Source organism: Enterobacter sp. 237C8, from assembly GCF_034106865.1.
Classification (GTDB): domain Bacteria; phylum Pseudomonadota; class Gammaproteobacteria; order Enterobacterales; family Enterobacteriaceae; genus Enterobacter; species Enterobacter asburiae_B.
The window spans coordinates 469,323-491,891 of record NZ_JAWNDF010000001.1; the positions used below are offsets into that span (position 1 = coordinate 469,323).

Annotated in this window: 21 protein-coding genes and 1 riboswitch; of the genes, 16 read left to right on the forward strand and 5 right to left on the reverse strand. The window is 59.2% G+C overall.

Annotated features, from left to right (window positions below):
* Window positions 1–119 precede the first annotated feature (119 nt).
* Window positions 120–1,115: a 6-phosphogluconolactonase gene (pgl, locus tag USF70_RS02320; protein ID WP_033144969.1), complete on the forward strand. Its 996-nt coding sequence runs from the start codon at window positions 120–122 to the stop codon at window positions 1,113–1,115.
* 77 nt (window positions 1,116–1,192) lie between these two features.
* On the opposite strand, the gene USF70_RS02325 is transcribed toward pgl, so the two are convergent.
* Window positions 1,193–2,476 carry a putative acyl-CoA thioester hydrolase gene (locus USF70_RS02325; RefSeq protein ID WP_033144970.1) on the reverse strand — a complete coding sequence of 428 codons (1,284 nt, stop codon included), beginning with the start codon at window positions 2,474–2,476 and terminating at the stop codon, window positions 1,193–1,195.
* Window positions 2,477–2,702: 226 nt separating this feature from the next.
* On the opposite strand from USF70_RS02325, the gene hutI reads away from it, so the two are divergent.
* The 5 genes from hutI (at window position 2,703) to hutH (ending at window position 8,948) form a co-directional block, all read left to right on the forward strand.
* Window positions 2,703–3,926, forward strand: a complete 1,224-nt coding sequence (hutI, locus tag USF70_RS02330; protein WP_320735233.1) for an imidazolonepropionase — start codon at window positions 2,703–2,705, stop codon at window positions 3,924–3,926.
* Complete coding sequence (gene hutG, locus USF70_RS02335; RefSeq protein WP_320735234.1) at window positions 3,923–4,861, forward strand: formimidoylglutamase; 939 nt, start codon at window positions 3,923–3,925, stop codon at window positions 4,859–4,861. Before hutI ends, hutG begins: the two co-directional genes overlap by 4 nt.
* A gap of 19 nt (window positions 4,862–4,880) precedes the next feature.
* On the forward strand, window positions 4,881–5,615 hold the full coding sequence (locus tag USF70_RS02340) for a histidine utilization repressor (RefSeq protein ID WP_023310841.1): 735 nt from the start codon (window positions 4,881–4,883) through the stop codon (window positions 5,613–5,615).
* Window positions 5,616–5,742: 127 nt separating this feature from the next.
* Complete coding sequence (gene hutU, locus USF70_RS02345; RefSeq protein ID WP_196354695.1) at window positions 5,743–7,428, forward strand: urocanate hydratase; 1,686 nt, start codon at window positions 5,743–5,745, stop codon at window positions 7,426–7,428.
* Window positions 7,428–8,948 carry a histidine ammonia-lyase gene (gene hutH, locus USF70_RS02350; protein ID WP_063440577.1) on the forward strand — a complete coding sequence of 507 codons (1,521 nt, stop codon included), beginning with the start codon at window positions 7,428–7,430 and terminating at the stop codon, window positions 8,946–8,948. Before hutU ends, hutH begins: the two co-directional genes overlap by 1 nt.
* A gap of 97 nt (window positions 8,949–9,045) precedes the next feature.
* On the opposite strand, the gene USF70_RS02355 is transcribed toward hutH, so the two are convergent.
* Window positions 9,046–9,522: a kinase inhibitor gene (locus USF70_RS02355; RefSeq protein WP_008501131.1), complete on the reverse strand. Its 477-nt coding sequence runs from the start codon at window positions 9,520–9,522 to the stop codon at window positions 9,046–9,048.
* Window positions 9,523–9,570: 48 nt separating this feature from the next.
* Window positions 9,571–10,860 (reverse strand): adenosylmethionine--8-amino-7-oxononanoate transaminase, encoded by a 1,290-nt coding sequence (gene bioA, locus USF70_RS02360; RefSeq protein WP_414464285.1) that lies wholly within the window; start codon window positions 10,858–10,860, stop codon window positions 9,571–9,573.
* A gap of 86 nt (window positions 10,861–10,946) precedes the next feature.
* Between bioA and bioB the strand changes: the two genes are divergently transcribed.
* From bioB to bioD, 4 genes are read left to right on the forward strand one after another with little or no spacing between them, the layout of a single operon-like run.
* Window positions 10,947–11,987 carry a biotin synthase BioB gene (gene bioB / locus USF70_RS02365; protein ID WP_023310845.1) on the forward strand — a complete coding sequence of 347 codons (1,041 nt, stop codon included), beginning with the start codon at window positions 10,947–10,949 and terminating at the stop codon, window positions 11,985–11,987.
* Window positions 11,984–13,141 (forward strand): 8-amino-7-oxononanoate synthase, encoded by a 1,158-nt coding sequence (gene bioF / locus USF70_RS02370; RefSeq protein WP_320735235.1) that lies wholly within the window; start codon window positions 11,984–11,986, stop codon window positions 13,139–13,141. Before bioB ends, bioF begins: the two co-directional genes overlap by 4 nt.
* Window positions 13,125–13,880, forward strand: coding sequence for a malonyl-ACP O-methyltransferase BioC (gene bioC / locus USF70_RS02375; RefSeq protein ID WP_232938411.1), 756 nt, complete (start codon window positions 13,125–13,127; stop codon window positions 13,878–13,880). Before bioF ends, bioC begins: the two co-directional genes overlap by 17 nt.
* Entirely contained in the window at window positions 13,873–14,574 is a 702-nt protein-coding gene (bioD, locus tag USF70_RS02380; protein ID WP_232938410.1) for a dethiobiotin synthase, read from the forward strand. The genes bioC and bioD overlap by 8 nt, the downstream gene beginning before the upstream one ends.
* On the opposite strand, the gene USF70_RS02385 is transcribed toward bioD, so the two are convergent.
* Window positions 14,537–15,259, reverse strand: a complete 723-nt coding sequence (locus USF70_RS02385; RefSeq protein WP_232938409.1) for an ABC transporter ATP-binding protein — start codon at window positions 15,257–15,259, stop codon at window positions 14,537–14,539. The two genes, bioD and USF70_RS02385, sit on opposite strands and share 38 nt — an antisense overlap.
* A 752-nt stretch (window positions 15,260–16,011) precedes the next feature.
* Here USF70_RS02385 and uvrB point away from each other — a divergent pair.
* Window positions 16,012–18,027, forward strand: coding sequence for an excinuclease ABC subunit UvrB (uvrB, locus tag USF70_RS02390; protein ID WP_029742168.1), 2,016 nt, complete (start codon window positions 16,012–16,014; stop codon window positions 18,025–18,027).
* 543 nt (window positions 18,028–18,570) lie between these two features.
* Here uvrB and yvcK read toward each other — a convergent pair.
* Window positions 18,571–19,479: a uridine diphosphate-N-acetylglucosamine-binding protein YvcK gene (gene yvcK / locus USF70_RS02395; protein ID WP_039261383.1), complete on the reverse strand. Its 909-nt coding sequence runs from the start codon at window positions 19,477–19,479 to the stop codon at window positions 18,571–18,573.
* A gap of 225 nt (window positions 19,480–19,704) precedes the next feature.
* A riboswitch (molybdenum cofactor riboswitch) is annotated at window positions 19,705–19,838 on the forward strand.
* On the opposite strand from yvcK, the gene moaA reads away from it, so the two are divergent.
* The 5 genes from moaA to moaE all read left to right on the forward strand — a co-directional run bounded on the left by moaA (window position 19,826) and on the right by moaE (window position 22,533).
* Window positions 19,826–20,815, forward strand: a complete 990-nt coding sequence (gene moaA / locus USF70_RS02400) for a GTP 3',8-cyclase MoaA (RefSeq protein WP_064672124.1) — start codon at window positions 19,826–19,828, stop codon at window positions 20,813–20,815. It overlaps the preceding riboswitch by 13 nt.
* A gap of 24 nt (window positions 20,816–20,839) precedes the next feature.
* Window positions 20,840–21,352: a molybdenum cofactor biosynthesis protein B gene (gene moaB / locus USF70_RS02405; protein ID WP_024908761.1), complete on the forward strand. Its 513-nt coding sequence runs from the start codon at window positions 20,840–20,842 to the stop codon at window positions 21,350–21,352.
* Window positions 21,353–21,355: 3 nt separating this feature from the next.
* Window positions 21,356–21,841 carry a cyclic pyranopterin monophosphate synthase MoaC gene (moaC, locus tag USF70_RS02410; protein WP_008501142.1) on the forward strand — a complete coding sequence of 162 codons (486 nt, stop codon included), beginning with the start codon at window positions 21,356–21,358 and terminating at the stop codon, window positions 21,839–21,841.
* On the forward strand, window positions 21,834–22,079 hold the full coding sequence (gene moaD / locus USF70_RS02415; RefSeq protein WP_025757247.1) for a molybdopterin synthase sulfur carrier subunit: 246 nt from the start codon (window positions 21,834–21,836) through the stop codon (window positions 22,077–22,079). Before moaC ends, moaD begins: the two co-directional genes overlap by 8 nt.
* A gap of 1 nt (window position 22,080) precedes the next feature.
* Complete coding sequence (moaE, locus tag USF70_RS02420; RefSeq protein ID WP_087822208.1) at window positions 22,081–22,533, forward strand: molybdopterin synthase catalytic subunit MoaE; 453 nt, start codon at window positions 22,081–22,083, stop codon at window positions 22,531–22,533.
* The last annotated feature ends 36 nt before the right edge of the window (window positions 22,534–22,569 follow it).

Consider the following 22,569-nt stretch of genomic DNA (forward strand, 5'->3'; position numbering starts at 1 on the left):
GAATTTACGTTTTGATGGGATGGTACACCGAGAGGCGAACGCTTCAAAACTCCTGTCGACAATTCAGCATTCACCGTCAAAAGTTAACTACTTTCATGCGCAGTGAGGAGTGAATATTCATGAAACAAACCGTTTATACCGCCAGTCCTGAAAGCCAGCAGATCCACGTCTGGCGTTTAAATACCGAAGGGACACTCACGCTGGTTCAGGTTGTTGATGTGCCAGGCCAGGTGCAACCGATGGTCATCAGCCCGGATAAACGTTTCTTGTACGTGGGTGTGCGCCCGGAGTTCCGCGTGCTGGCCTATCGCATTTCTCCGGACGATGGCGCGCTGACGTACACTGCCGAAGCCCCGTTGCCGGGCAGTCCAACCCATATCTCGACCGATCGTAAAGGCAACTTTGTCTTCAGCGGCTCGTATAACGCGGGCTGCGTCAGCGTAACGCGTCTGGAAGATGGTATTCCGGTCGAAACCGTGGATGTGGTGGAAGGGCTTGAAGGCTGCCACTCGGCGAATATCTCTCCGGATAACCGCACGCTGTGGGTGCCTGCGCTGAAGCAGGATCGTATCTGCCTGTTCACCCTGAGCGACGATGGTCACCTGGTGGCGCAGAATCCTGCCGAAGTGACTACCGTTGAAGGCGCGGGCCCGCGCCATATGGTCTTCCATCCGAACCAGCAGTACGCCTACGTGGTCAATGAGCTGAACAGCTCTGTGGACGTATGGGAGCTGAAAGATCCAAACGGTCAGATTGAGTGCGTGCAGACGCTGGACATGATGCCGTCTGATTTCTCCGATACCCGCTGGGCGGCGGATATCCACATTACGCCAAATGGCCGCCATCTGTACGCCTGTGACCGTACCTCCAGCCTGATTACCGTCTTTAGCATCTCTGAAGACGGCAGCGTGCTGGCGATTGAAGGGTTCCAGCCAACGGAAACCCAGCCGCGCGGCTTTAATATCGATCACAGCGGTAAATACCTGATTGCGGCGGGGCAGAAATCCCACCACATCGCGCTGTATGAAATTAAAGGCGAGCAGGGGCTGCTGGAAGAGAAAGGGCGTTACGCCGTAGGCCAGGGGCCAATGTGGGTGGTGGTCAACGCTCACTAAGCGGCTAAAAACAAAAAACCTCGCGAATGCGAGGTTTTTTTATGCCCGGTAAACGCAGCGCCTCCGGGCAAAACAGCTTACTGCTTCGGCTCAGCAACCACTTTGCTACCCAGACCGCGGTTGTTGTATTCCCACATGCGGTTGAAGTTAGCGTCGTTCAGGTTGCGCTGCACGTTCCCTTTATCATCCACTGCGCCGGTATTGCCGGAGAATGGACGTTTGGAGATTGCGGCATCAGCCCACGGCTTCGCCATGTTGAAGCCTTCGTTGATCACGCTGTCGCGAATCACGACCTGGCCGTTGGTCGCAGAGTCCACGTCCAGGGAGCGTCCCAGCTGTGCCACGCCGTCACCGGCAGCATTAAAGCGGCTGTTCACGGCCAGGAAGCCGTAGAAGAGGTTAGACTGGGTTGCCGGAGCAAACACGTAACCTTCCTGCTGAGTGCGGGAGTTCACCACGCGGAAATCGGTATTATCAAACACCACCGCGCCGCGACCGGACACCAGATCCACGTCACCTTCAACGTAGCTGTTGGTCACCAGAGTACGGGTCAGGCGGTTATTCTGCAGGGTGTTCTGCACGCCGCTGTTGGTCACGAAGAAGGTGTTCTGGCGGCCCAGAATGTTGACGTTGTTAATCTGCACCTTATCTCCATCGCTACGCAGCGCAACGGCCTGGTGGCTGCCGGCATCAACGCTGTCGCCCAGGGTATTCTGAATGGTCAGGTTCTGCAGCTGCAGACCGTTATTCTGAGACCAGAATACCGCCGAGCACATCACGCCAATGGTGGCGGAACGCTTGCTCTGGCAGTTATCAAACATATACCACGCAGGTTTGCCCGGCATATATTTACCGGCCGGATTCACCAGGTGACGCCAGGTGTTGCTGTCGATTTCGGAATCAATCGCCAGGCCAATTTTTACGTCGATCGCTTTTTCGCCCAGACCGTAAAGCGTAATGCTGCCAGGGGCCGCCGGAACATATACGGTGCCTTCATATTCACCCGGCAGGATCGCGATGTACTGGCGAGACGCGCTGTGTTTAGTGATGGCAGCATCAACCGCAGCCTGAATAGAGGTATGCGTTACGCCCTGCGCACCCGCCGGGCCAACCACGAAGTCAGGCTGTTTAGGCAGGTTAATAGACGACGGTGTCCACGGCGCAGCGTTAGGATCCATCGCTGAGAAGTAGTGCGCACGATCGAAGTTCTTCGCTTCATCAGCGGACAAAATCGGGCGGGAGGCGGTACCGGGCGCAACCTGCTCAGAAGGGCGCTGATCCGGTGGTGTTGAACTGCATGCGGATAAGGTCACGCCAAAGGCGAGTGCTAACGCCAGACGGGAAATCCTGGAAATGTTCAAGGTAGAGCTCCTGGGTATGCAAGTCTTAAACGGGATAGACGAAATAGCCTGCTTTTTTATACTAAGTTGAGCGAAACGGGAAGATAAAAAGGGTAAAAGTTGCATTTTTAGCCCCGGAGCGGCAGGTAGGTGATCACAAATAAATAACATTTTCCGTTAAGGCGGTTGACAGTAGACGGTGGATGCAAATAAATGTCTATACAACCTAAGACAAGTGGAATGCCCCATGCAGCAGATTCATCCCGACGATGTAATATGGCGAAATGCGCGACTGGCTACGATGGCGCCGGACGTACCTGCGTCTTATGGACTGAAAGAGCAACACGCTCTGGTCGTGCGCGGCCACACTATTCTGGCCGCGATCCCTGAATCTGACATTCCTTCCGGACACCGACACTGCGTCGATCTTCAGGGGCGTCTGGTCACGCCTGGCCTGATTGACTGCCATACCCACCTGGTATTTGGCGGCGACCGCGCGGCGGAGTGGGAGCAGCGTCTGAACGGCGTCTCTTATCAAACCATCAGCGCCCAGGGGGGCGGGATTAACGCTACCGTGACGGCGACGCGCAGCAGCTCAGCCGAAACCTTGCTGAAACTGGCGCAGCAGCGGCTCCAGCGTCTCATGAATGAAGGCGTGACGACCGTTGAAATCAAATCGGGATACGGGCTCAACGCCGAGGCCGAAGAGAAGATGCTGCAGGTTGCCCGCCAGCTGGGCCTCAATAATCCGATTGATATCAGCCCAACGCTGCTGGCGGCCCATGCGGTTCCGCCGGAATACCGGCAGGATCCGGATGCCTACCTCACGCTGATCTGCGAGCAGATACTGCCTACGCTGTGGCAAAAAGAGTTATATGAAGCAGTCGACGTGTTTTGTGAAAACGTCGGCTTTACCCCGTCGCAGACCGAGCGCCTCTTCAAGGCCGCCGCCGCGCTGGGTATCCCGGTGAAAGGGCATGTCGAACAGCTGTCGAATCAGGGCGGCGCGGCGCTGGTCAGCCAGTATAAGGGCCTTTCCGCCGATCATATCGAATATCTCGACGACGCAGGCGTTCAGGCGATGGCGGAAAGCGGCACGGTTGCCGTCCTGTTGCCGGGTGCGTTCTATTTTCTGCAGGAGCGCCAGCGTCCGCCAGTTGAACAGCTCAGAAAACAGGGCGTGCCGATGGCCGTCGCCACCGACTATAACCCCGGCACCAGCCCGTTTGCGAGCCTGCACCTGGCGATGAACATGGCCTGCGTCCAGTTTGGTCTGACCCCTGAAGAGGCCTGGGCTGGCGTCACGCGGCATGCCGCGCAGGCGCTGGGCCGTGGCGCAACCCACGGGCAGCTGCGGGCAGGGTTTGTCGCCGATTTTATCGTCTGGGATGCACATCATCCGGTTGAGATGGTCTACGAGCCGGGACGCAATCCGCTGTATCAACGTATTTTCCGTGGGGAGGCAGTATGAGGTTATGGCGGCCCGTAGCCGAAACCGTCTGGCAGGGGCGCGATGACAGCGCCGAGGCCAGCAGTGCAAAGCGCATTTTCCAGACGATAAAGCAGCAGGGCCAGTTCACGCCGCTTTCATCCGGCATCGCGCTGATAGGTTTTGAATGTGATGAAGGGGTAAAACGCAATCAGGGCAGGCCCGGCGCCGTGCAGGCACCGGATATGCTGCGAAAAGCGCTGGCAAATATGGCAAGCCATCAGGGGCATGACCGGCTGACGGATATGGGCTCGGTGTACGTTGAAGGCCACGAGCTGGAAGCGGCACAGCAGGCGTTAAGCGATGCCGTCACGGCCTGCCAGCAGTCCGGGATGCGCACGCTGGTGTTTGGCGGCGGGCACGAAACCGCGTGGGCGCAAGGTCGCGGCGTGCTGGAGGCCTTCCCGAACGAGCGGGTTGTCATTATCAACCTTGATGCCCATCTCGATCTGCGCAAGGCCGACCAGGCCACATCCGGCACCCCGTTTCGCCAGCTGGCGCGCTACTGCGATGAGCGCGGGCGGGAATTTCACTACGCCTGCCTTGGCGTGAGCCGGGCGGCGAACACGCTGGCGCTGTGGGACGAGGCCGAACGCCTGAACGTCACGCTGGTGGAAGATCTCCATTTCAGGCGCGATGCGCTATCCGCCCTGGAAAGGGTGCTGGCGCAGGCCGATCGTATCTATCTGACGATCGACCTGGACGTCCTGCCCGCCAGCGAAATGCCTGCCGTGTCCGCACCGGCTGCGTTAGGCATACCGGCGCTGGATCTGTTGCCGGTTATCGAACAAATCTGCCGTAGCGGTAAGCTACAGGCCGCCGATCTGGTAGAGTTTAACCCGCAGTACGATCGGGACGGGCAGGGCGCTAAGCTAGCCGCCCGCCTGGCCTGGCAAATTGCTCACTGGTGGGCATAACACTATTCAAGGAGTCACGATGTTTTCACGCTCACCTCTGCCGCAGTCGAGCCCTCCCGCGCCTTTCTATGAAAAGGTGAAGCAGGCGATCAGCGAAAAAATCGCTACCGGCGTCTGGCGCCCGCACGATCGCATTCCTTCGGAGGCCGAGCTGGTAGCGCAGTTTGGTTTTAGCCGGATGACCGTCAACCGGGCGCTGCGCGAGCTGACCGACGAAGGGCTTCTGGTGCGCCTGCAGGGCGTGGGGACGTTTGTGGCGGAACCGAAAGGACAGTCGGCGCTGTTTGAAATCCGCAGCATTGCGGACGAGATAGCCGCGCGTAATCATCAGCACCGCTGCGAGGTGCTGGTGCTCGAAGAGACCCAGGCCAGCGCCGAGCAGGCCACAGAGCTTAACGTCAAGGAGGGAAGCCGCATTTTCCACTCCGTGATGGTGCATTTCGAAAACGACATTCCGGTGCAGATTGAAGATCGCTGCGTGAACGCTGAGCGGATACCGGACTATCTGAACCAGGATTACACCCAGACCACGCCGCATGCCTATCTCTCGCTCGTCGCACCGCTGACGGAAGGGGAGCACATTGTGGAGGCCGTGCGCGCCACGCCGCAGGAGTGCGAAAGGCTACGCATTAAAGAGCACGATCCGTGCCTGCTGATCCGCCGTCGAACCTGGTCCTCGTCGCACATTGTGTCGCATGCCCGGCTGCTTTTCCCGGGGAATCGCTACCGGCTGCAGGGCCACTTCATGTCATAAGTTTTATAAGCGTGATCGCTAACGCAATATAACAAAATTGTATCTTTTTTGTTAAATCTGACCTTGTGTGTGCTTGTCTATACAAGTATATCTAAATGCATCATCTGTCCCCTATGAGGAGCACACAATGTCGTCAGGTAAATACCGCCAGCAGGACGTCCGCGCCGCGCGCGGCACCACGCTTACCGCCAAAAGCTGGCTCACCGAAGCCCCGCTGCGCATGTTGATGAACAACCTCGACCCTGAGGTGGCGGAAAACCCCCACGAGCTGGTGGTCTACGGCGGCATTGGCCGCGCCGCGCGCAACTGGGAATGCTATGACGCAATTGTAAAATCCCTGACCGAACTCGAACACGACGAAACCCTGCTGGTACAGTCCGGCAAGCCGGTTGGCGTGTTCAAAACGCACAAAAACGCGCCGCGCGTGCTGATCGCTAACTCTAACCTCGTGCCGCACTGGGCCACGTGGGAACATTTCAACGAACTGGACGCGAAAGGGCTGGCGATGTATGGCCAGATGACCGCGGGTAGCTGGATCTACATCGGCAGCCAGGGGATCGTGCAGGGCACCTACGAAACCTTCGTGGAAGCCGGTCGCCAGCACTATAACGGCTCGCTCAAAGGCCGCTGGGTGCTGACCGCGGGTCTCGGCGGCATGGGCGGCGCGCAGCCGCTGGCCGCCACGCTTGCCGGTGCGTGCTCGCTTAACATTGAGTGCCAGCAGAGCCGCATTGATTTCCGTCTGCGCACCCGCTACGTCGATGAGCAGGCAACCGATCTGGACGATGCGCTGGCGCGCATCAAAAAATACACTTCCGAAGGCAAAGCGGTGTCGATTGCCCTGTGCGGCAACGCGGCGGACATTCTCCCGCAGCTCGTCGCCCGCGGCGTGCGTCCGGATCTGGTCACCGACCAGACCAGCGCCCATGACCCGCTGCACGGTTACCTGCCAAAAGGCTGGACGTGGGAAGAATATCAGCAAAAAGCGGAAACCGACCCAGAAGGCACGGTGCTTGCTGCGAAACGATCCATGGCCGAGCACGTCTCCGCCATGCTGGCCTTCAGCCAGATGGGCATTCCGACCTTCGACTACGGCAACAACATCCGCCAGATGGCGAAAGAGATGGGCGTGAATAACGCCTTTGACTTCCCGGGCTTCGTTCCTGCCTATATCCGCCCGCTGTTCTGCCGCGGCATCGGTCCGTTCCGCTGGGTTGCCCTGTCCGGCGACCCGGAGGACATCTACAAAACTGACGCCAAAGTGAAGGAGATCGTCGCCGATGACGAACACCTGCATCGCTGGCTGGACATGGCCCGCGAGCGCATTAACTTCCAGGGCCTGCCGGCGCGTATCTGCTGGGTAGGGCTGGAGTGGCGTCAAAAACTCGGCCTCGCCTTCAACGAAATGGTGCGCAGCGGTGAAGTTTCCGCGCCGATCGTCATCGGCCGCGACCACCTGGACTCCGGCTCCGTCGCCAGCCCGAACCGCGAAACCGAAGCCATGCGCGATGGCTCGGATGCGGTCTCTGACTGGCCGCTGCTGAACGCTCTGCTGAATACCGCCAGCGGCGCGACCTGGGTGTCGCTGCACCACGGCGGCGGCGTGGGGATGGGCTTCTCCCAGCATTCCGGGATGGTCATCGTCTGCGACGGAACCGATGAAGCCGCCGCGCGTATCGCTCGCGTGCTGCACAACGACCCGGCCACCGGCGTGATGCGTCACGCGGATGCGGGTTACGAAATTGCCATTGACTGTGCCAAAGAGCAGGGCCTTAACCTGCCGATGATCCCTGCCACACAAGGAAAGCATTAATGAACGCATTAACACTCACTCCCGGCTCGCTGACGCTCAAGCAGCTGCGTAACGTCTGGCGCAAGCCGGTCACCCTTTCGCTGGATGCAAGTGCCCACGCCGCCATTAACGACAGCGTCGCCTGCGTCGAAGCCATCGTTGCCGAAGGGCGCACCGCCTACGGGATTAACACCGGATTTGGCCTGCTGGCGCAGACCCGCATCGCGACACACGATCTGGAAAACTTACAGCGTTCGCTGGTGCTGTCACATGCGGCGGGCGTGGGTCAGCCGCTGGACGATGAGATTGTCCGTCTGATGATGGTGCTCAAAATCAACAGCCTGGCCCGCGGCTTCTCCGGCATTCGCCTGAGCGTGATTCAGGCGCTGATGGCGCTGGTCAATGCGGAAGTCTATCCGTGGATCCCGGCAAAAGGTTCCGTTGGCGCATCCGGCGATCTTGCGCCGCTGGCGCACATGTCGCTGCTGCTGCTGGGGGAAGGCAAAGCGCGCTGGCAGGGCGAGTGGCTTCCTGCGAAAGAGGCGCTGAAAAAAGCCGGGCTAAACCCGATCACCCTGGCGGCGAAAGAGGGGCTGGCGCTGCTGAACGGCACGCAGGCATCGACCGCCTTCGCGCTGCGCGGCCTGTTTGAAGCGGAAGATCTGTTTGCCTCGGCGGTGGTGTGCGGTGCGCTGACTACCGAAGCCGTGCTGGGCTCGCGTCGCCCGTTCGATGCCCGCATCCACGAGGTGCGCGGTCAGCGCGGGCAGATTGATGCCGCCGCGATGTACCGTCACGTGCTTACCGACACCAGCGAGATCGCGGATTCACACCACAACTGTGAAAAGGTGCAGGATCCGTATTCCCTGCGCTGCCAGCCTCAGGTGATGGGCGCGTGCCTGACGCAGCTGCGCCAGGCGGCAGAAGTGCTGCTGGTGGAGGCCAACGCGGTGTCCGACAACCCGCTGGTGTTCGCCCAGGAAAACGAGGTGGTCTCCGGGGGCAACTTCCACGCCGAGCCGGTGGCAATGGCGGCGGATAATATCGCCCTGGCGATTGCCGAAGTCGGCGCGTTGTCCGAGCGCCGCATCGCGCTGATGATGGATAAACATATGTCCCAGCTGCCGCCGTTCCTGGTGCGTAACGGCGGGGTCAACTCGGGCTTTATGATTGCCCAGGTGACCGCAGCGGCGCTGGCGAGCGAGAACAAAGCCCTGTCGCACCCGCACAGCGTGGACAGCCTGCCAACGTCAGCGAACCAGGAAGATCACGTTTCGATGGCGCCGGCTGCCGGGCGTCGTCTGTGGGAAATGGCTTCCAACACCCGCGGCGTGCTGGCGGTGGAGTGGCTGGCGGCATGTCAGGGTGTCGATCTGCGTGAAGGGCTAAAATCCAGCCCGCTGCTGGAGCAGGCGCGTCATGTGCTGCGCGAGCACGTATCGCACTACGATGACGACCGCTTCTTTGCGCCGGATATTGATAAGGCGATGCAGCTTCTGGAAGAGGGAAGCCTTGTAGGACTGCTACCTTCAGTGCTGTGATTTTTGCCCTAACCCTCTCCCAAAGGGAGAGGGAATTGCCCGGTTTTCTCCCTCTCCCTGCGGGAGAGGGCCGGGGTGAGGGCATCAGCCCGCACTATTATGAATACATCGCCGTAATCGACGCGCTCCCCAGCGAATGGAAATGCACGTTAAACCCGACCATCGCGCCGCTCGCCCCTTCATCGACCTCAATCTTCTCCACATCCAGCGCGTGCACCGTGAAGATATAGCGGTGGGTTTCCCCTTTTGGCGGCGCCGCGCCGCCGTAGCCCGCTTTACCAAAGTCAGTGCGCGTCTGAATGGCGCCTTCAGGCAGGGCAACCAGGTCTGAACCGGAACCCTGCGGCAGGACGCGCGTGTCGGCAGGCAGGTTCGCCACAATCCAGTGCCACCAGCCGGAGCCGGTAGGTGCATCCGGGTCGTAGCAGGTCACGACAAAGCTTTTTGTTCCGGCCGGAACCTCATCCCACGCCAGGTGCGGGGAGATGTTGTCTCCCTGATACCCCATGCCGTTGAATACGTGGCGTTCCGGCAGTTTTTCACCGTCGCGCAGATCTTTACTGATGATTTTCATACGGTTTACCCTCGTTGATCGCTCGTCCAGCAAGTGTAATGCATAGGGTTACATCGTGAAATGCGCGGGAATGTTAACGGCTGTTACAACCGCGTCGGTTAATTTACGCAGCTGCTCCGGCGTAATGCTGTACGGCGGCATCAGGTAGATAAGCTTGCCGAAAGGCCGCACCCAGACGCCCTGCTCAACGAAGAAGCGCTGCAGCGCCGCCATATTCACCGGATGGGTGGTTTCAATCACGCCGATGGCGCCCAGCACGCGCACGTCTGCCACAAAATTCGCGCCCGAGGCGGCATTCAGTTCATGTTTCAGCTGCGCCTCAATCGCCGCAACCTGCGTCTGCCACTCGCCGCTCTCCAGAATGGCAAGGCTTTCGCTTGCGACGGCGCAGGCCAGCGGGTTGCCCATAAACGTCGGGCCGTGCATAAAGCAGCCCGCCTCGCCGTCGCTGATGGTGTCGGCCACCTGGCGGGTCGTGAGCGTGGCGGAGAGCGTCATGGTGCCGCCGGTCAGCGCTTTACCCAGACACAGAATATCCGGCGCAATGCCTGCATGCTCGCAGGCAAACAGCCTGCCGGTGCGGCCAAAGCCGGTGGCGATCTCATCGGCAATCAGCAGAATGCCCTCGCGGTCGCACATCTTGCGAATACGCCTCAGCCATTCCGGGTGGTACATCCGCATTCCGCCTGCGCCCTGCACAATCGGCTCCAGGATCACGGCGGCGATTTCTTGGCGATGCGCCGCCATCAGCCGCGCGAAACCGACCATGTCCATCTCGTTCCACTCGCCGTCGAAACGGCTCTGCGGGGCCGGGGCGAACAGGTTTTCCGGCAGATAGCCTTTCCACAGGCTGTGCATGGAGTTGTCCGGATCGCACACCGACATCGCCCCGAAGGTATCCCCATGATAGCCGTTGCGGAAGGTGAGGAACCGCTGGCGCGTTTCACCTTTCGCGTGCCAGTACTGCAGCGCCATTTTCATCGCCACTTCCACCGCCACGGAGCCGGAATCGGCCAGGAACACGCACTCCAGCGATTCAGGCGTCATCGCCACCAGACGACGGCATAAATCCACCGCGGGCTGATGGGTGATCCCGCCAAACATCACGTGCGACATCTGGTCAATCTGGGCCTTCATCGCCGCATTCAGGCGCGGGTGGTTGTACCCGTGAATGGCCGCCCACCATGAAGACATCCCGTCAACGAGCCGCTCGCCGCTGGCGAGGTGCAGCTCGCAGCCGTGGGCCGAGGCCACCGGATAAACGGGAAGAGGGCGGGTAGTGGAGGTGTAAGGGTGCCAGATATGCTGCTTGTCGAAGGCGAGATCGTCCTGGGTCATAATCGACTTGTAAACCATTTTGAAAAGTTTTAGGTTTACGAGTATAAACCGAACCGAAAATTAACAAAACCCTTTGGAGAAGCCCGATGGCTCACCACGCACGCTGGACGATGTCGCAAGTCACTGAATTATTTAACAAACCTTTCCTTGAGCTGATGTTCGAAGCCCAACAGGTGCATCGTCAGCACTTCGATCCGCGCCATGTTCAGGTCAGCACGCTGCTGTCGATCAAAACCGGTGCCTGTCCTGAAGACTGCAAATATTGCCCGCAGAGCGCGCGCTACAAAACCGGCCTGGAGTCCGAACGGCTGATGGAAGTGGAGCAGGTGCTCGACTCGGCTCGCAAGGCGAAAAACGCCGGTTCAACCCGCTTCTGCATGGGCGCAGCGTGGAAGAACCCGCACGACCGCGACATGCCGTATCTGGAACAGATGGTGAAGGGCGTGAAGGAGATGGGCCTCGAAGCCTGTATGACGCTCGGCACGCTGAACGAGGAGCAGGCGCAGCGCCTCTCCGCCGCAGGGCTGGACTACTACAACCACAACCTCGACACCTCGCCGGAATTTTACGGCAACATCATCACCACGCGGACCTATCAGGAGCGTCTGGACACGCTGGATAAAGTGCGTGACGCGGGGATCAAGGTCTGCTCGGGCGGTATCGTGGGCTTAGGCGAAACGGTGAAAGACCGCGCGGGCCTGCTGCTGCAGCTGGCGAACCTGCCGACCCCGCCGGAAAGCGTGCCGATCAACATGCTGGTGAAGGTTAAGGGAACGCCGCTGGCGGATAACGACGACGTGGATGCGTTTGATTTTATTCGCACCATCGCGGTGGCGCGCATCATGATGCCGACCTCTTTCGTGCGCCTCTCTGCCGGTCGCGAGCAGATGAACGAGCAGACCCAGGCGATGTGCTTTATGGCCGGAGCCAACTCCATCTTCTACGGCTGCAAGCTGCTGACCACGCCGAACCCGGAAGAGGACAAAGACGTTCAGCTGTTCCGCAAGCTGGGGCTTAACCCGCATCAGACCGAGGTGCTGAAGGGCGATAACGAGCAACAGCAGCAGCTGGAGCAGCAGATTTTCAACGCCGACACCGACCAGTTCTACAACGCGGCAGCCGTATGACCTGGCAGGCACGCATCAATACCGCGCTGGACGAACGCCGGGCGGCAGAGGCGTTTCGCGTTCGCAGGGTGGTGGAAAACGGCGCGGGCCGTTTTCTTACCCGCGAGGGGCGGCAGTTTTGTAATTTCTCCAGCAACGACTATCTCGGGCTGAGCCAGCATCCGGCCATCATCCGCGCCTGGCAGCAGGGTGCGGAGCGGTTTGGCGTGGGCAGCGGCGGCTCGGGACACGTCAGCGGATATACCACCGCGCATCAGGCGCTGGAAGAGGCGCTTGCCGACTGGCTCGGCTACCCGCGCGCGCTGCTGTTCATCTCCGGCTTTGCCGCCAACCAGGCGGTCATTACCGCCCTGATGGGAAAAGAGGACCGTATTGTCGCCGACCGCCTGAGCCACGCCTCGCTGCTGGAGGCGGCAAGTTTAAGCCCGGCGCAGCTGCGCCGCTTTGCCCATAACGATGCGGGGCAGCTCGCCGCGCTGCTGGATAAACCCTGCGACGGACAACAGCTGGCGGTTACGGAAGGGGTGTTCAGCATGGACGGCGACAGCGCGCCGCTTGCCGCGCTGCACGAGGCAGCAAAGCGGCAAAACGCCTGGCTTCTGGTCGACGATGCCCACGGCATTGGCGTAATGGGCGACGAAGGTCGCGGCAGCGCATACCAGCAAAACGTGAAGCCGGAGCTGCTGATCGTCACCTTCGGCAAGGGCTTTGGCGCCATCGGCGCCGCCGTGCTGTGCAGCGAGTCCGTCGCTGACTATCTGCTGCAGTTTGCCCGACACCTGATCTACAGCACCAGCATGCCTCCGGCGCAGGCCGTGGCGCTGTCTGCGTCGCTGGCGGTGATCCGCAGCGCAGAAGGGGATGAACGTCGTCAGCGGCTGGCAGAGCATATCTCCCGCTTCCGCAAGGGGTTAGCGGCGCTGCCCTTCCACAGTCCCGATTCGCAAAGCGCCATCCAGCCGGTGATTGTCGGCGAAAACGGTCGCGCGCTGGCGCTGGCACAGGCGCTGCGCGAGCGCGGGATGTGGGTGACCGCCATTCGCCCGCCAACGGTCCCGCCGGGCACCGCGCGGCTGCGTTTAACCCTGACGGCGGCGCATGACGCTCGGGATATCCAGACGCTGCTGGAGGCGCTCAATGACGCCGGTGAATAAGCAGGCCGTCGCGGCGGCATTTGGTCGGGCCGCGCAGAGCTATTCTCAGCACGATGAACTGCAGCGTCAGAGCGCGCAGGGGCTTCTGGCCGCGCTTGGCGACAACCGCTTTCCGCAGGTGCTGGACGCCGGCTGTGGTCCCGGCAGCAACAGCCGCTACTGGCGCGGGACGGGAAGCCAGGTCACGGCTATCGACCTCTCGGAGCAGATGCTCGACGAGGCGCGACAGCGGCAGGCAGCGGACCATTATCTGCTGGCGGATATCGAGGCGATCCCGCTGGCGGATGCGCAGTTCGATCTGGTCTGGAGTCATCTGGCGGTCCAGTGGTGCAGCAGCCTGCCGCAGGCCTTGCGCGAGCTTTATCGCGTGGCGCGACCGGGCGGGAAGGTGGCCTTTACTACCCTGCTGGAAAGTTCGCTGCCGGAGCTGAATCAGGCGTGGAAAGCGGTGGATGAGCAGCCGCACGCTAACCGCTTTTTATCGCATGACCAGGTGACGCAGGCGCTGGCAGGCTGGCGCTACCGCAGCACGGTGCAGACCATCACCCTCAATTTTAGCAATGCGTTCAGCGCCATGCGTTCGCTGAAGGGTATCGGCGCCACGCACCTGCACGCCGGGCGGGAGAAAAAACCGCTGACCCGGGGCCAGCTGCAGCGTCTGGAGCTGGCCTGGCCGCAGCAGCGGGGGCATTTCCCGCTCTCTTATCAACTTTTTCATGGGATTATCGAACGTGACTGAACGTTATTTTGTTACCGGCACGGATACGGAAGTGGGCAAAACGGTGGCCAGCTCGGCGCTGCTGCAGGCGGCACGACTGCTCGGAAAAAACACCGCCGGATATAAGCCCGTTGCTTCCGGCAGCGAGGTGACGGCGGAAGGATTACGCAACACCGACGCGCTGGCGCTCCAGCGTAACAGCACCCTTGAACTCGCCTATTCAGCGGTCAATCCGTACACCTTTGCCGAGCCGACCTCGCCGCACATCATCAGCGCTGACGAAGATCGTCCGATTGATTTCACCGTGCTGTCAGCCGGGTTACGGACGCTGGAAAGCCAGGCCGACTGGGTGCTGGTGGAAGGTGCGGGCGGCTGGTTTACGCCGCTTTCGGACACGCAGACGTTTGCTGACTGGGTGCAGGCCGAGCAGCTTCCGGTCATTCTGGTCGTCGGCGTCAGGCTGGGCTGCATCAATCACGCCATGTTGACCGCGCAGGCCGTCCAGCAGGCCGGGCTGCGTCTGGCGGGCTGGATAGCCAACGACGTGGTTGCGCCGGGTAAACGACACCAGGAGTATCTGGCGACGCTCAGGCGCGTACTTCCCGCCCCGTGCCTCGGGGAAATTCCCTGGCTTGCTGACGGCGCGGAAAATGCCGACACCGGGCGTTATCTGGATCTCAGCGTCTTGCTTCCCGCGACATCCAGTGCGCGATAAGCTCGTCATCCAGCTCGTTAACGTGGCCCTGCGCCACGTTACGCCCGCGATAGAGCATGCAGAAACGGTCCGCAACCCGGCGGATAAACGACAGCTGCTGCTCCGCTAGCAGCACCGTCATACCTAACTCCCGGTTTAAGCGCGCCAGCAGCTGCCCCAGCTTCTGGGCGAAGCTTTGTCCTGCGCCGTGCAGGGGCTCATCAAGGATCAGCAGGCGCGGACGGTTCACCAGCGCATTAGCCAGCGCCAGCTGATACTGATCGTCCGGAGAGAGCGTATTGGCGCGGGCCTGCCGCAATGCGTAGAGCGTCGGAAACAGGTCGTAAACGTCACTTTTCGCCTCCCGGTTGGGTTTCCCCATCGCCCGCATGGCGATATGCAGATTCTCCTCAATCGTTAGCTGGGAGAAGATCCGCCTGTCCTGCGGGACATAGCCTATCCCCGGTCCTGAACGCTGTTCTGGCGGCAGGTTAAGCAAATCGCGCGGCGGCGCGCCCGCCTCGTGCCAGATGATGCTGCCGCTTTCAACGGGCACTCTCCCGGCGATGCAATTCATGAGGGTGGTTTTCCCCATCCCCGGCAGGCCAACGACGCCTGTACACATCCCTTGCGGAAAATCCAAATTCACGTTCCATAGCGTATGTTGGCTTCCGTAAAACTGATTCACAGCACGCAGACTCAACATCTTTTTCTCCTTAAAAATGTGTGTAGGTGAGGCTCATGTTTGAATCTGCAAAACCCCTGCCAGAAACCGAAAAGTGTTCAAAAAAACGGCTTTTTTAGGAATGAATCACCAGAAAGCGGTTTATAAAAAACCGGATTGCACAGCGACGGTGCTGGAGGTGGTGAGTTGTGGTGCAGAACCCAAAATGATGAAAATGTGAGCAAGATCCCATCGACTGGTTATGAATGACGCAACTGTTAATCATCAAAAAATAGCTATAAAAATTTTTTACTGCCGTCTCGTGGGAAAAACCGGGAATTTGCCGAGCGCCAGTCTGTATGGGCTGGAAGCAGTTATCCACTATTCCTGTGGATAACCATGTGCATTAGAGTTAGAAAACACGCGATAAGCGAGAGAAGACGCGGCTTACGCCCAAATTGGCGCGAAACGCGGCTTTAGAAAATATCGTTTATTATTTAATTGCTTAGATAAAAGCAATTCCCGTCATGAAAGTGTCACCCGTTGCCACAAAACTATCATTACCTGGCTTGACAAATGTTAAAAAAGAAAAAGTTCTGGGGATAACCTGACCTGACTGGTGTTTTATATTGTCACAGTCCAAATTTTGGCCGCTATCGCGCTAATCATTCAGGCGCTATGCTAAATATCCTGACATGCTACTGGTTTTTCATCCAGTGTTTTTTACTGGCATTCCTGGCAACAACGAGTAAAATTACTCACCTGCCGCTTATAACGTCATCAGGTCGTCGCCCATGAGTAAACCGTTCAAATTGAATTCTGCTTTCCGTCCATCTGGCGATCAGCCTGAGGCGATCCGTCGTCTGGAAGAGGGGCTGGAAGACGGGCTGGCGCACCAGACGCTGCTGGGGGTAACCGGCTCGGGTAAAACGTTCACCATCGCCAACGTGATTGCGGATCTCCAGCGCCCAACGATGGTGCTGGCACCCAACAAAACCCTGGCCGCGCAGCTTTACGGCGAGATGAAAGAGTTCTTCCCGGAAAACGCGGTGGAGTATTTCGTCTCCTACTACGACTACTACCAACCTGAAGCCTACGTGCCGAGCTCTGACACCTTCATCGAGAAGGATGCCTCGGTGAACGAACACATCGAGCAGATGCGTCTGTCGGCCACGAAGGCGCTTCTGGAGCGTCGCGATGTGGTCGTCGTCGCGTCGGTTTCCGCGATCTACGGTCTGGGCGATCCGGATCTTTATCTCAAGATGATGCTGCACCTGACGCAGGGGATGATCATCGACCAGCGCGCCATCGTCCGTCGTCTGGCAGAGCTGCAGTACGCCCGTAACGATCAGGCGTTCCAGCGCGGGACGTTCCGCGTACGCGGTGAGGTGATCGACATCTTCCCGGCGGAATCGGACGATATGGCGCTGCGCGTCGAGCTGTTTGACGAAGAGGTTGAACGCCTGTCGCTCTTCGACCCGCTGACCGGACACGTTGAGTCGGTGATCCAGCGCTTCACCATCTACCCGAAAACGCACTACGTGACGCCGCGCGAGCGTATCGTGCAGGCGATGGAAGAGATCAAAGTGGAGCTGGCCGAGCGCCGTAAGGTGCTGCTGGCGAACAATAAGCTGCTGGAAGAGCAGCGCCTGAGCCAACGTACCCAGTTTGACCTTGAGATGATGAACGAGCTGGGCTATTGCTCCGGCATTGAAAACTACTCGCGCTTCCTCTCCGGACGCGGGCCGGGCGAGCCGCCGCCAACGCTGTTTGATTACCTGCCGGCAGACGGTTTGCTGGTGATCGACGAATCCCACGTCACGATCCCGCAGATCGGCGGGATGTACCGCGGTGACCGGGCGCGTAAAGAGACGCTGGTGGAGTACGGCTTCCGCCTGCCGTCAGCGCTGGATAACCGTCCGATGAAGTTTGAAGAGTTTGAGGCATTAGCGCCGCAAACCATTTACGTCTCGGCCACGCCGGGCAACTACGAACTGGAGAAATCCGGTGAAGACGTTGTCGATCAGGTTGTGCGTCCGACCGGGTTGCTTGACCCAATTATTGAAGTTCGTCCGGTGGCTACGCAGGTGGACGATCTGCTCTCGGAAATCCGCGCCCGTTCCGCCATCAACGAGCGCGTGCTGGTGACCACGCTCACCAAGCGTATGGCGGAAGACCTCACTGAATATCTCGAAGAGCACGGCGAGAAGGTACGTTATCTGCACTCGGATATCGACACCGTGGAGCGCATGGAGATTATCCGCGATCTGCGTCTGGGCGAGTTTGACGTGCTGGTGGGGATCAACCTGCTGCGAGAAGGTCTGGATATGCCGGAAGTCTCGCTGGTGGCGATTCTGGATGCGGACAAAGAGGGCTTCCTGCGTTCTGAACGCTCCCTGATCCAGACCATCGGCCGTGCGGCGCGTAACGTCAACGGTAAAGCGATTCTGTACGGTGACAAAATCACCCCGTCGATGGCGAAAGCGATTGGCGAAACGGAGCGCCGACGCGAGAAACAGCAGCGTTACAACGAAGAGCACGGCATTACCCCGCAGGGGCTGAACAAGAAGGTGGTGGATATTCTGGCGCTGGGTCAGAACATCGCCAAAACCAAAGCGAAGGGTCGCGGCAAGGCGCGTTCAGTGGTGGAAGAGGATACCGTCGTGCTGACGCCGAAAGCGCTGCAGCAGAAAATCCACGAGCTGGAAGGGCAGATGATGCAGCACGCGCAGAATCTGGAGTTCGAAGAGGCGGCGCAGATCCGCGACCAGCTTCATCAGCTGCGGGATCTTTTCATCGCGGCATCGTGAGTAAAGCGTTGTTTTCTCCCTCTCCCGGTGGGAGAGGGATCCCCAGTAATTTTTGAACAGAAGCAATAATGTTGTTTCAAAGCGATTGAAGGCTATCAGCGATGCTCTGGTCTGGCTGTAAATCGCTGAGGCGTTTCATGCAGGCCGGGGCGAGGCGCAGGGATGCGCCGAGAGGGCGGGCTTTACAGGGACGTTACCTCCGCCCGTACCCGATCAGCCGAAAGGAATAAGCCGATGACAAAATTGCCGGGAGCAATTTTGGACAGCGCTTGCGCTGGCCCCGAAGGGGTGAGCCCCAGGGATGGGGCGAACAATCCGCGAAGCGGCGATATACCGCCGGGAGCCCGGGTCGCCAGGGTGGTGGCGATTGAGCCACCCTGGCACGTTCACAGGCCATATCGTTACAGAGTAGCAAGGAACATAAAGTGAACGGAATGACCACCAGAGTCGTATGTTCCCCCTCACCCCAGCCCTCTCCCTCAAGGGAGAGGGGGTCGTCCGTGCGGGCATTATTATGAGGGCATCAGGCCGCACAAAACGAACCTAGCCCAGCGCCTGAATCGCCTTCTCCAGCGCCTCGCGCAGCAGGTGACGATCGTGGCGATACTTGATATCGCTGGCCTCCAGCGGCTCCTGCACCACCAGACGATTGCCAATCCCTGACACATCCACTTTTGGGCCCACGACTACGCCGTCAATGATTTTCTTGCCGACGTAATGCTCCATTAATTCCAGTTTGTCAGCCAGCGACAGGCTCGCCGCCGCCGGGCTCAGTTCACGTCCCAGGTTACCGATGTAAACCATCGGGGCAGGGGTGCGGCGCAGCGCCTGCGCCAGCTCTTTTACCAGCAGAATGGGCATCAGGCTGGTGTAAAAACTGCCCGGACCGATCAGGATAAGATCCGCTTCCCCGATGGCCTCCACCGCTTCTCGCGTGGCGGGCACGCTCGGATAGGTCATTAACTCCGTTGGCGGCAGGATGAGCTGGTCGATATTCACTTCGCCGTACACTTCATGCCCTTCGGCGTCGATTGCCATCAAGTCAACCGGTTGTTCTGACATGGGGATCAGGAATGCGTCCACTTTGAGCAGATTACGGATTAAGTTGATGGCTTCCAGAGGCCTTACGCTCAGGTGATCGAGCGCCTTTAACATCAGATTTCCGAGGTTATGCCCGGAAAGTTCGCCATTACCGCCAAAACGGTACTCAAACATCGCCGACGCGACGCTCGGCTCGGTAATTAACTGGTTAAGGCAGTTGCGCATATCTCCCCAGGCAATGCCGCCTTCGGCACGTCGAATGCGCCCGGTTGAGCCGCCGTTGTCGGTGGTGGTCACTATCCCTGTCAGCCTTGAGCCGAGTGACGACAAAGAGGACATAACCCGGCCTAAGCCGTGTCCTCCGCCAAGAGCGACCACTCGGTCAAGATCCGCAAAAGTGCGATTGCGCATACGTATTCCTTATCACGTTCGATCGCGTAACAGTAACCTAACTACCCCTAAAAGACGATGCCTCACCGGATGCAAAATGACGTATATCAATGTGAAAATGCGGTTTTTAGGTATTCTGTAGCGAAAATGCAGGAACGATTCGCTATATAGATAATTATATAGCGTGAGGCGATAATGGCGTCGTCAGAATTTCCGCGCTACTATCGCCCTAACCACGTTTTCAAAATTGAAAACATACACTCTAGCCCTTGTGCCTGTGTCGAAAGATATGGCGCTCTGGCCGTGGCGAATTTGCCACCAGGGTACAGAAAGAAATGACTGTGCCTCCCGATCTGGAAAGGTGTACATGGCTTCACAACTTACTGATGCTTTCGCGCGTAAGTTTTATTACTTACGTCTGTCGATTACCGATGTGTGCAACTTCCGTTGCACCTACTGCCTGCCCGATGGCTACAAACCGGGCAGCGTCACCAATAACGGCTTTCTCTCCGTGGATGAAGTGCGCCGCGTCACGCGCGCTTTCTCTGAGCTCGGCACCGAAAAAGTGCGTCTGACCGGCGGCGAACCCTCCCTACGCCGCGATTTCCCCGACATCATTGCCGCCGTGCGTGAAAACGAACGTATCCGCCAGATTGCGGTGACCACCAACGGTTACCGCATGGCGCGTGACGTGGCGAACTGGCGCGATGCGGGGCTGACGGCGATCAACGTCAGCGTCGATAGCCTGGACGCTCGTCAGTTCCACGCCATTACCGGCCAGGATAAATTTCAGCAGGTCATGGACGGCATCGACGCGGCATTTGCGGCCGGTTTCGAGAAGGTCAAAGTCAACACGGTGCTGATGCGTGATGTGAACCATCACCAGCTCGATACCTTCCTGGCGTGGATCAAATCCCGCCCTATACAGCTGCGTTTTATCGAGTTGATGGAAACCGGCGAGGGCAGCGAACTGTTCCGTCGCCATCACATCTCCGGCATGGTGCTGCGCGACGAGCTGCTGAAACGCGGCTGGATCCATCAAATCCGCCAGCGCAGCGACGGCCCGGCGCAGGTCTTCTGCCACCCGGATTACGAAGGTGAGATTGGGCTTATCATGCCCTATGAGAAAGACTTCTGCGCCAGCTGCAACCGCCTGCGCGTCTCCTCCGTTGGCAAGCTCCATCTTTGCCTGTTCGGCGACGGCGGCGTAGATCTTCGCGATCTGCTGGAAGACGATGCGCAGCAGGCCGCGCTTGAAGCACGCATTTCTGACGCGCTGACGCATAAAAAACAGACCCACTTCCTGCATCAGGGCAATACCGGTATTACTCAGAACCTGTCCTACATCGGCGGGTAATCAGGCTTAAGAAGGAATCAGAAGATGAGTCAGGTAAGCGCAGAATTTATCCCGACACGCATTGCTATCCTTACCGTTTCCGACCGCCGTGGCGAAGAGGATGATACCTCCGGCCACTGGCTGCGCGAGGCGGCCCATGACGCGGGGCATCACATCGTCGATAAAGCGATCGTGAAGGAGAACCGCTACGCCATTCGCGCTCAGGTTTCGCAGTGGATTGCGAGTGATGAGGTGCAGGTGGTGCTGATTACCGGCGGCACCGGTTTTACCGCAGGCGATCAGGCCCCTGAAGCGCTGATCCCGCTGTTCGACCGCGAGGTGGAAGGCTTCGGCGAAGTGTTCCGCATGCTCTCCTTTGAAGAGATTGGTACCTCCACGCTCCAGTCGCGTGCCGTTGCCGGGGTGGCTAACAAAACCCTGATTTTCGCTATGCCGGGCTCGACCAAAGCCTGCCGCACCGCCTGGGAAAACATCATCGCCCCGCAGCTGGACGCCCGTACCCGTCCGTGTAATTTCCATCCCCATTTAAAGAAATAAGCTATGTCACAACTGACCCACATTAACGCCGCCGGCGAAGCGCATATGGTGGACGTCTCCGCCAAAGCCGAAACGGTGCGCGAGGCGCGCGCGGAAGCGTTCGTCACCATGCTGCCGGAGACGCTGGCGATGATTATCGACGGCAGCCATCACAAGGGCGACGTCTTTGCCACCGCCCGCATCGCCGGTATTCAGGCCGCCAAACGGACCTGGGATCTCATTCCGCTGTGCCATCCGCTGATGCTGAGCAAGGTGGAAGTGAACCTGCAGGCACAGCCGGAGCATAATCGCGTGCGCATTGAGTCACTTTGCCGCTTAACCGGCAAAACCGGCGTGGAGATGGAGGCGCTGACGGCGGCCTCAGTCGCCGCGCTGACCATCTACGACATGTGCAAAGCGGTGCAGAAAGATATGGTGATTGGCCCGGTTCGCCTGCTGGCAAAAAGCGGCGGCAAATCCGGTGATTTTAAGGTGGACAGCCATGATTAAGGTGCTCTTTTTTGCGCAGGTGCGCGAGCTGGTGAATACCGACAGCCTGACGCTGGATGCGTCCTTCGAAAACGTCGCGGCCCTGCGCGCGCATCTGGCGGCACAAAGCGACCGCTGGGCGCTGGCGCTGGACGAAGGCAAGCTGCTGGCCGCCGTTAACCAGACGCTGGTGGAATTCACCCATCCGCTGAAGGCAGGAGATGAAGTGGCCTTCTTCCCACCGGTTACGGGGGGCTAAGATGGCTGAAACCCGAATTCTGGTGAGTCCCGAGCGTTTTAACGTGGGGACAGAATACAGCTGGCTGGCGGAACGTGATGAAGAAGGCGCGGTCGTCACTTTCACCGGCAAGGTGCGCAACCACAACCTCGGTGACAGCGTGAAGGCACTGACGCTGGAGCACTATCCGGGGATGACCGAGAAATCGCTGACGGAGATTGTCGACGAGGCACGGGGCCGCTGGCCGCTTGGTCGCGTCACGGTTATTCACCGCATCGGCGAGATGTGGCCTGGCGAAGAGATTGTCTTCGTCGGGGTGACCAGCGCGCACCGCAGCAGCGCGTTTGCGGCAGGGGAGTTCATTATGGATTACCTCAAAACCAAAGCGCCGTTCTGGAAGCGCGAAGCCACGCCGGAAGGTGACCGCTGGGTAGAATCGCGCGACAGCGATAAACAAGCCGCCAGCCGTTGGTAGTCGGTTTACGTGGATGTGTTAATCTTAACGTGTGTG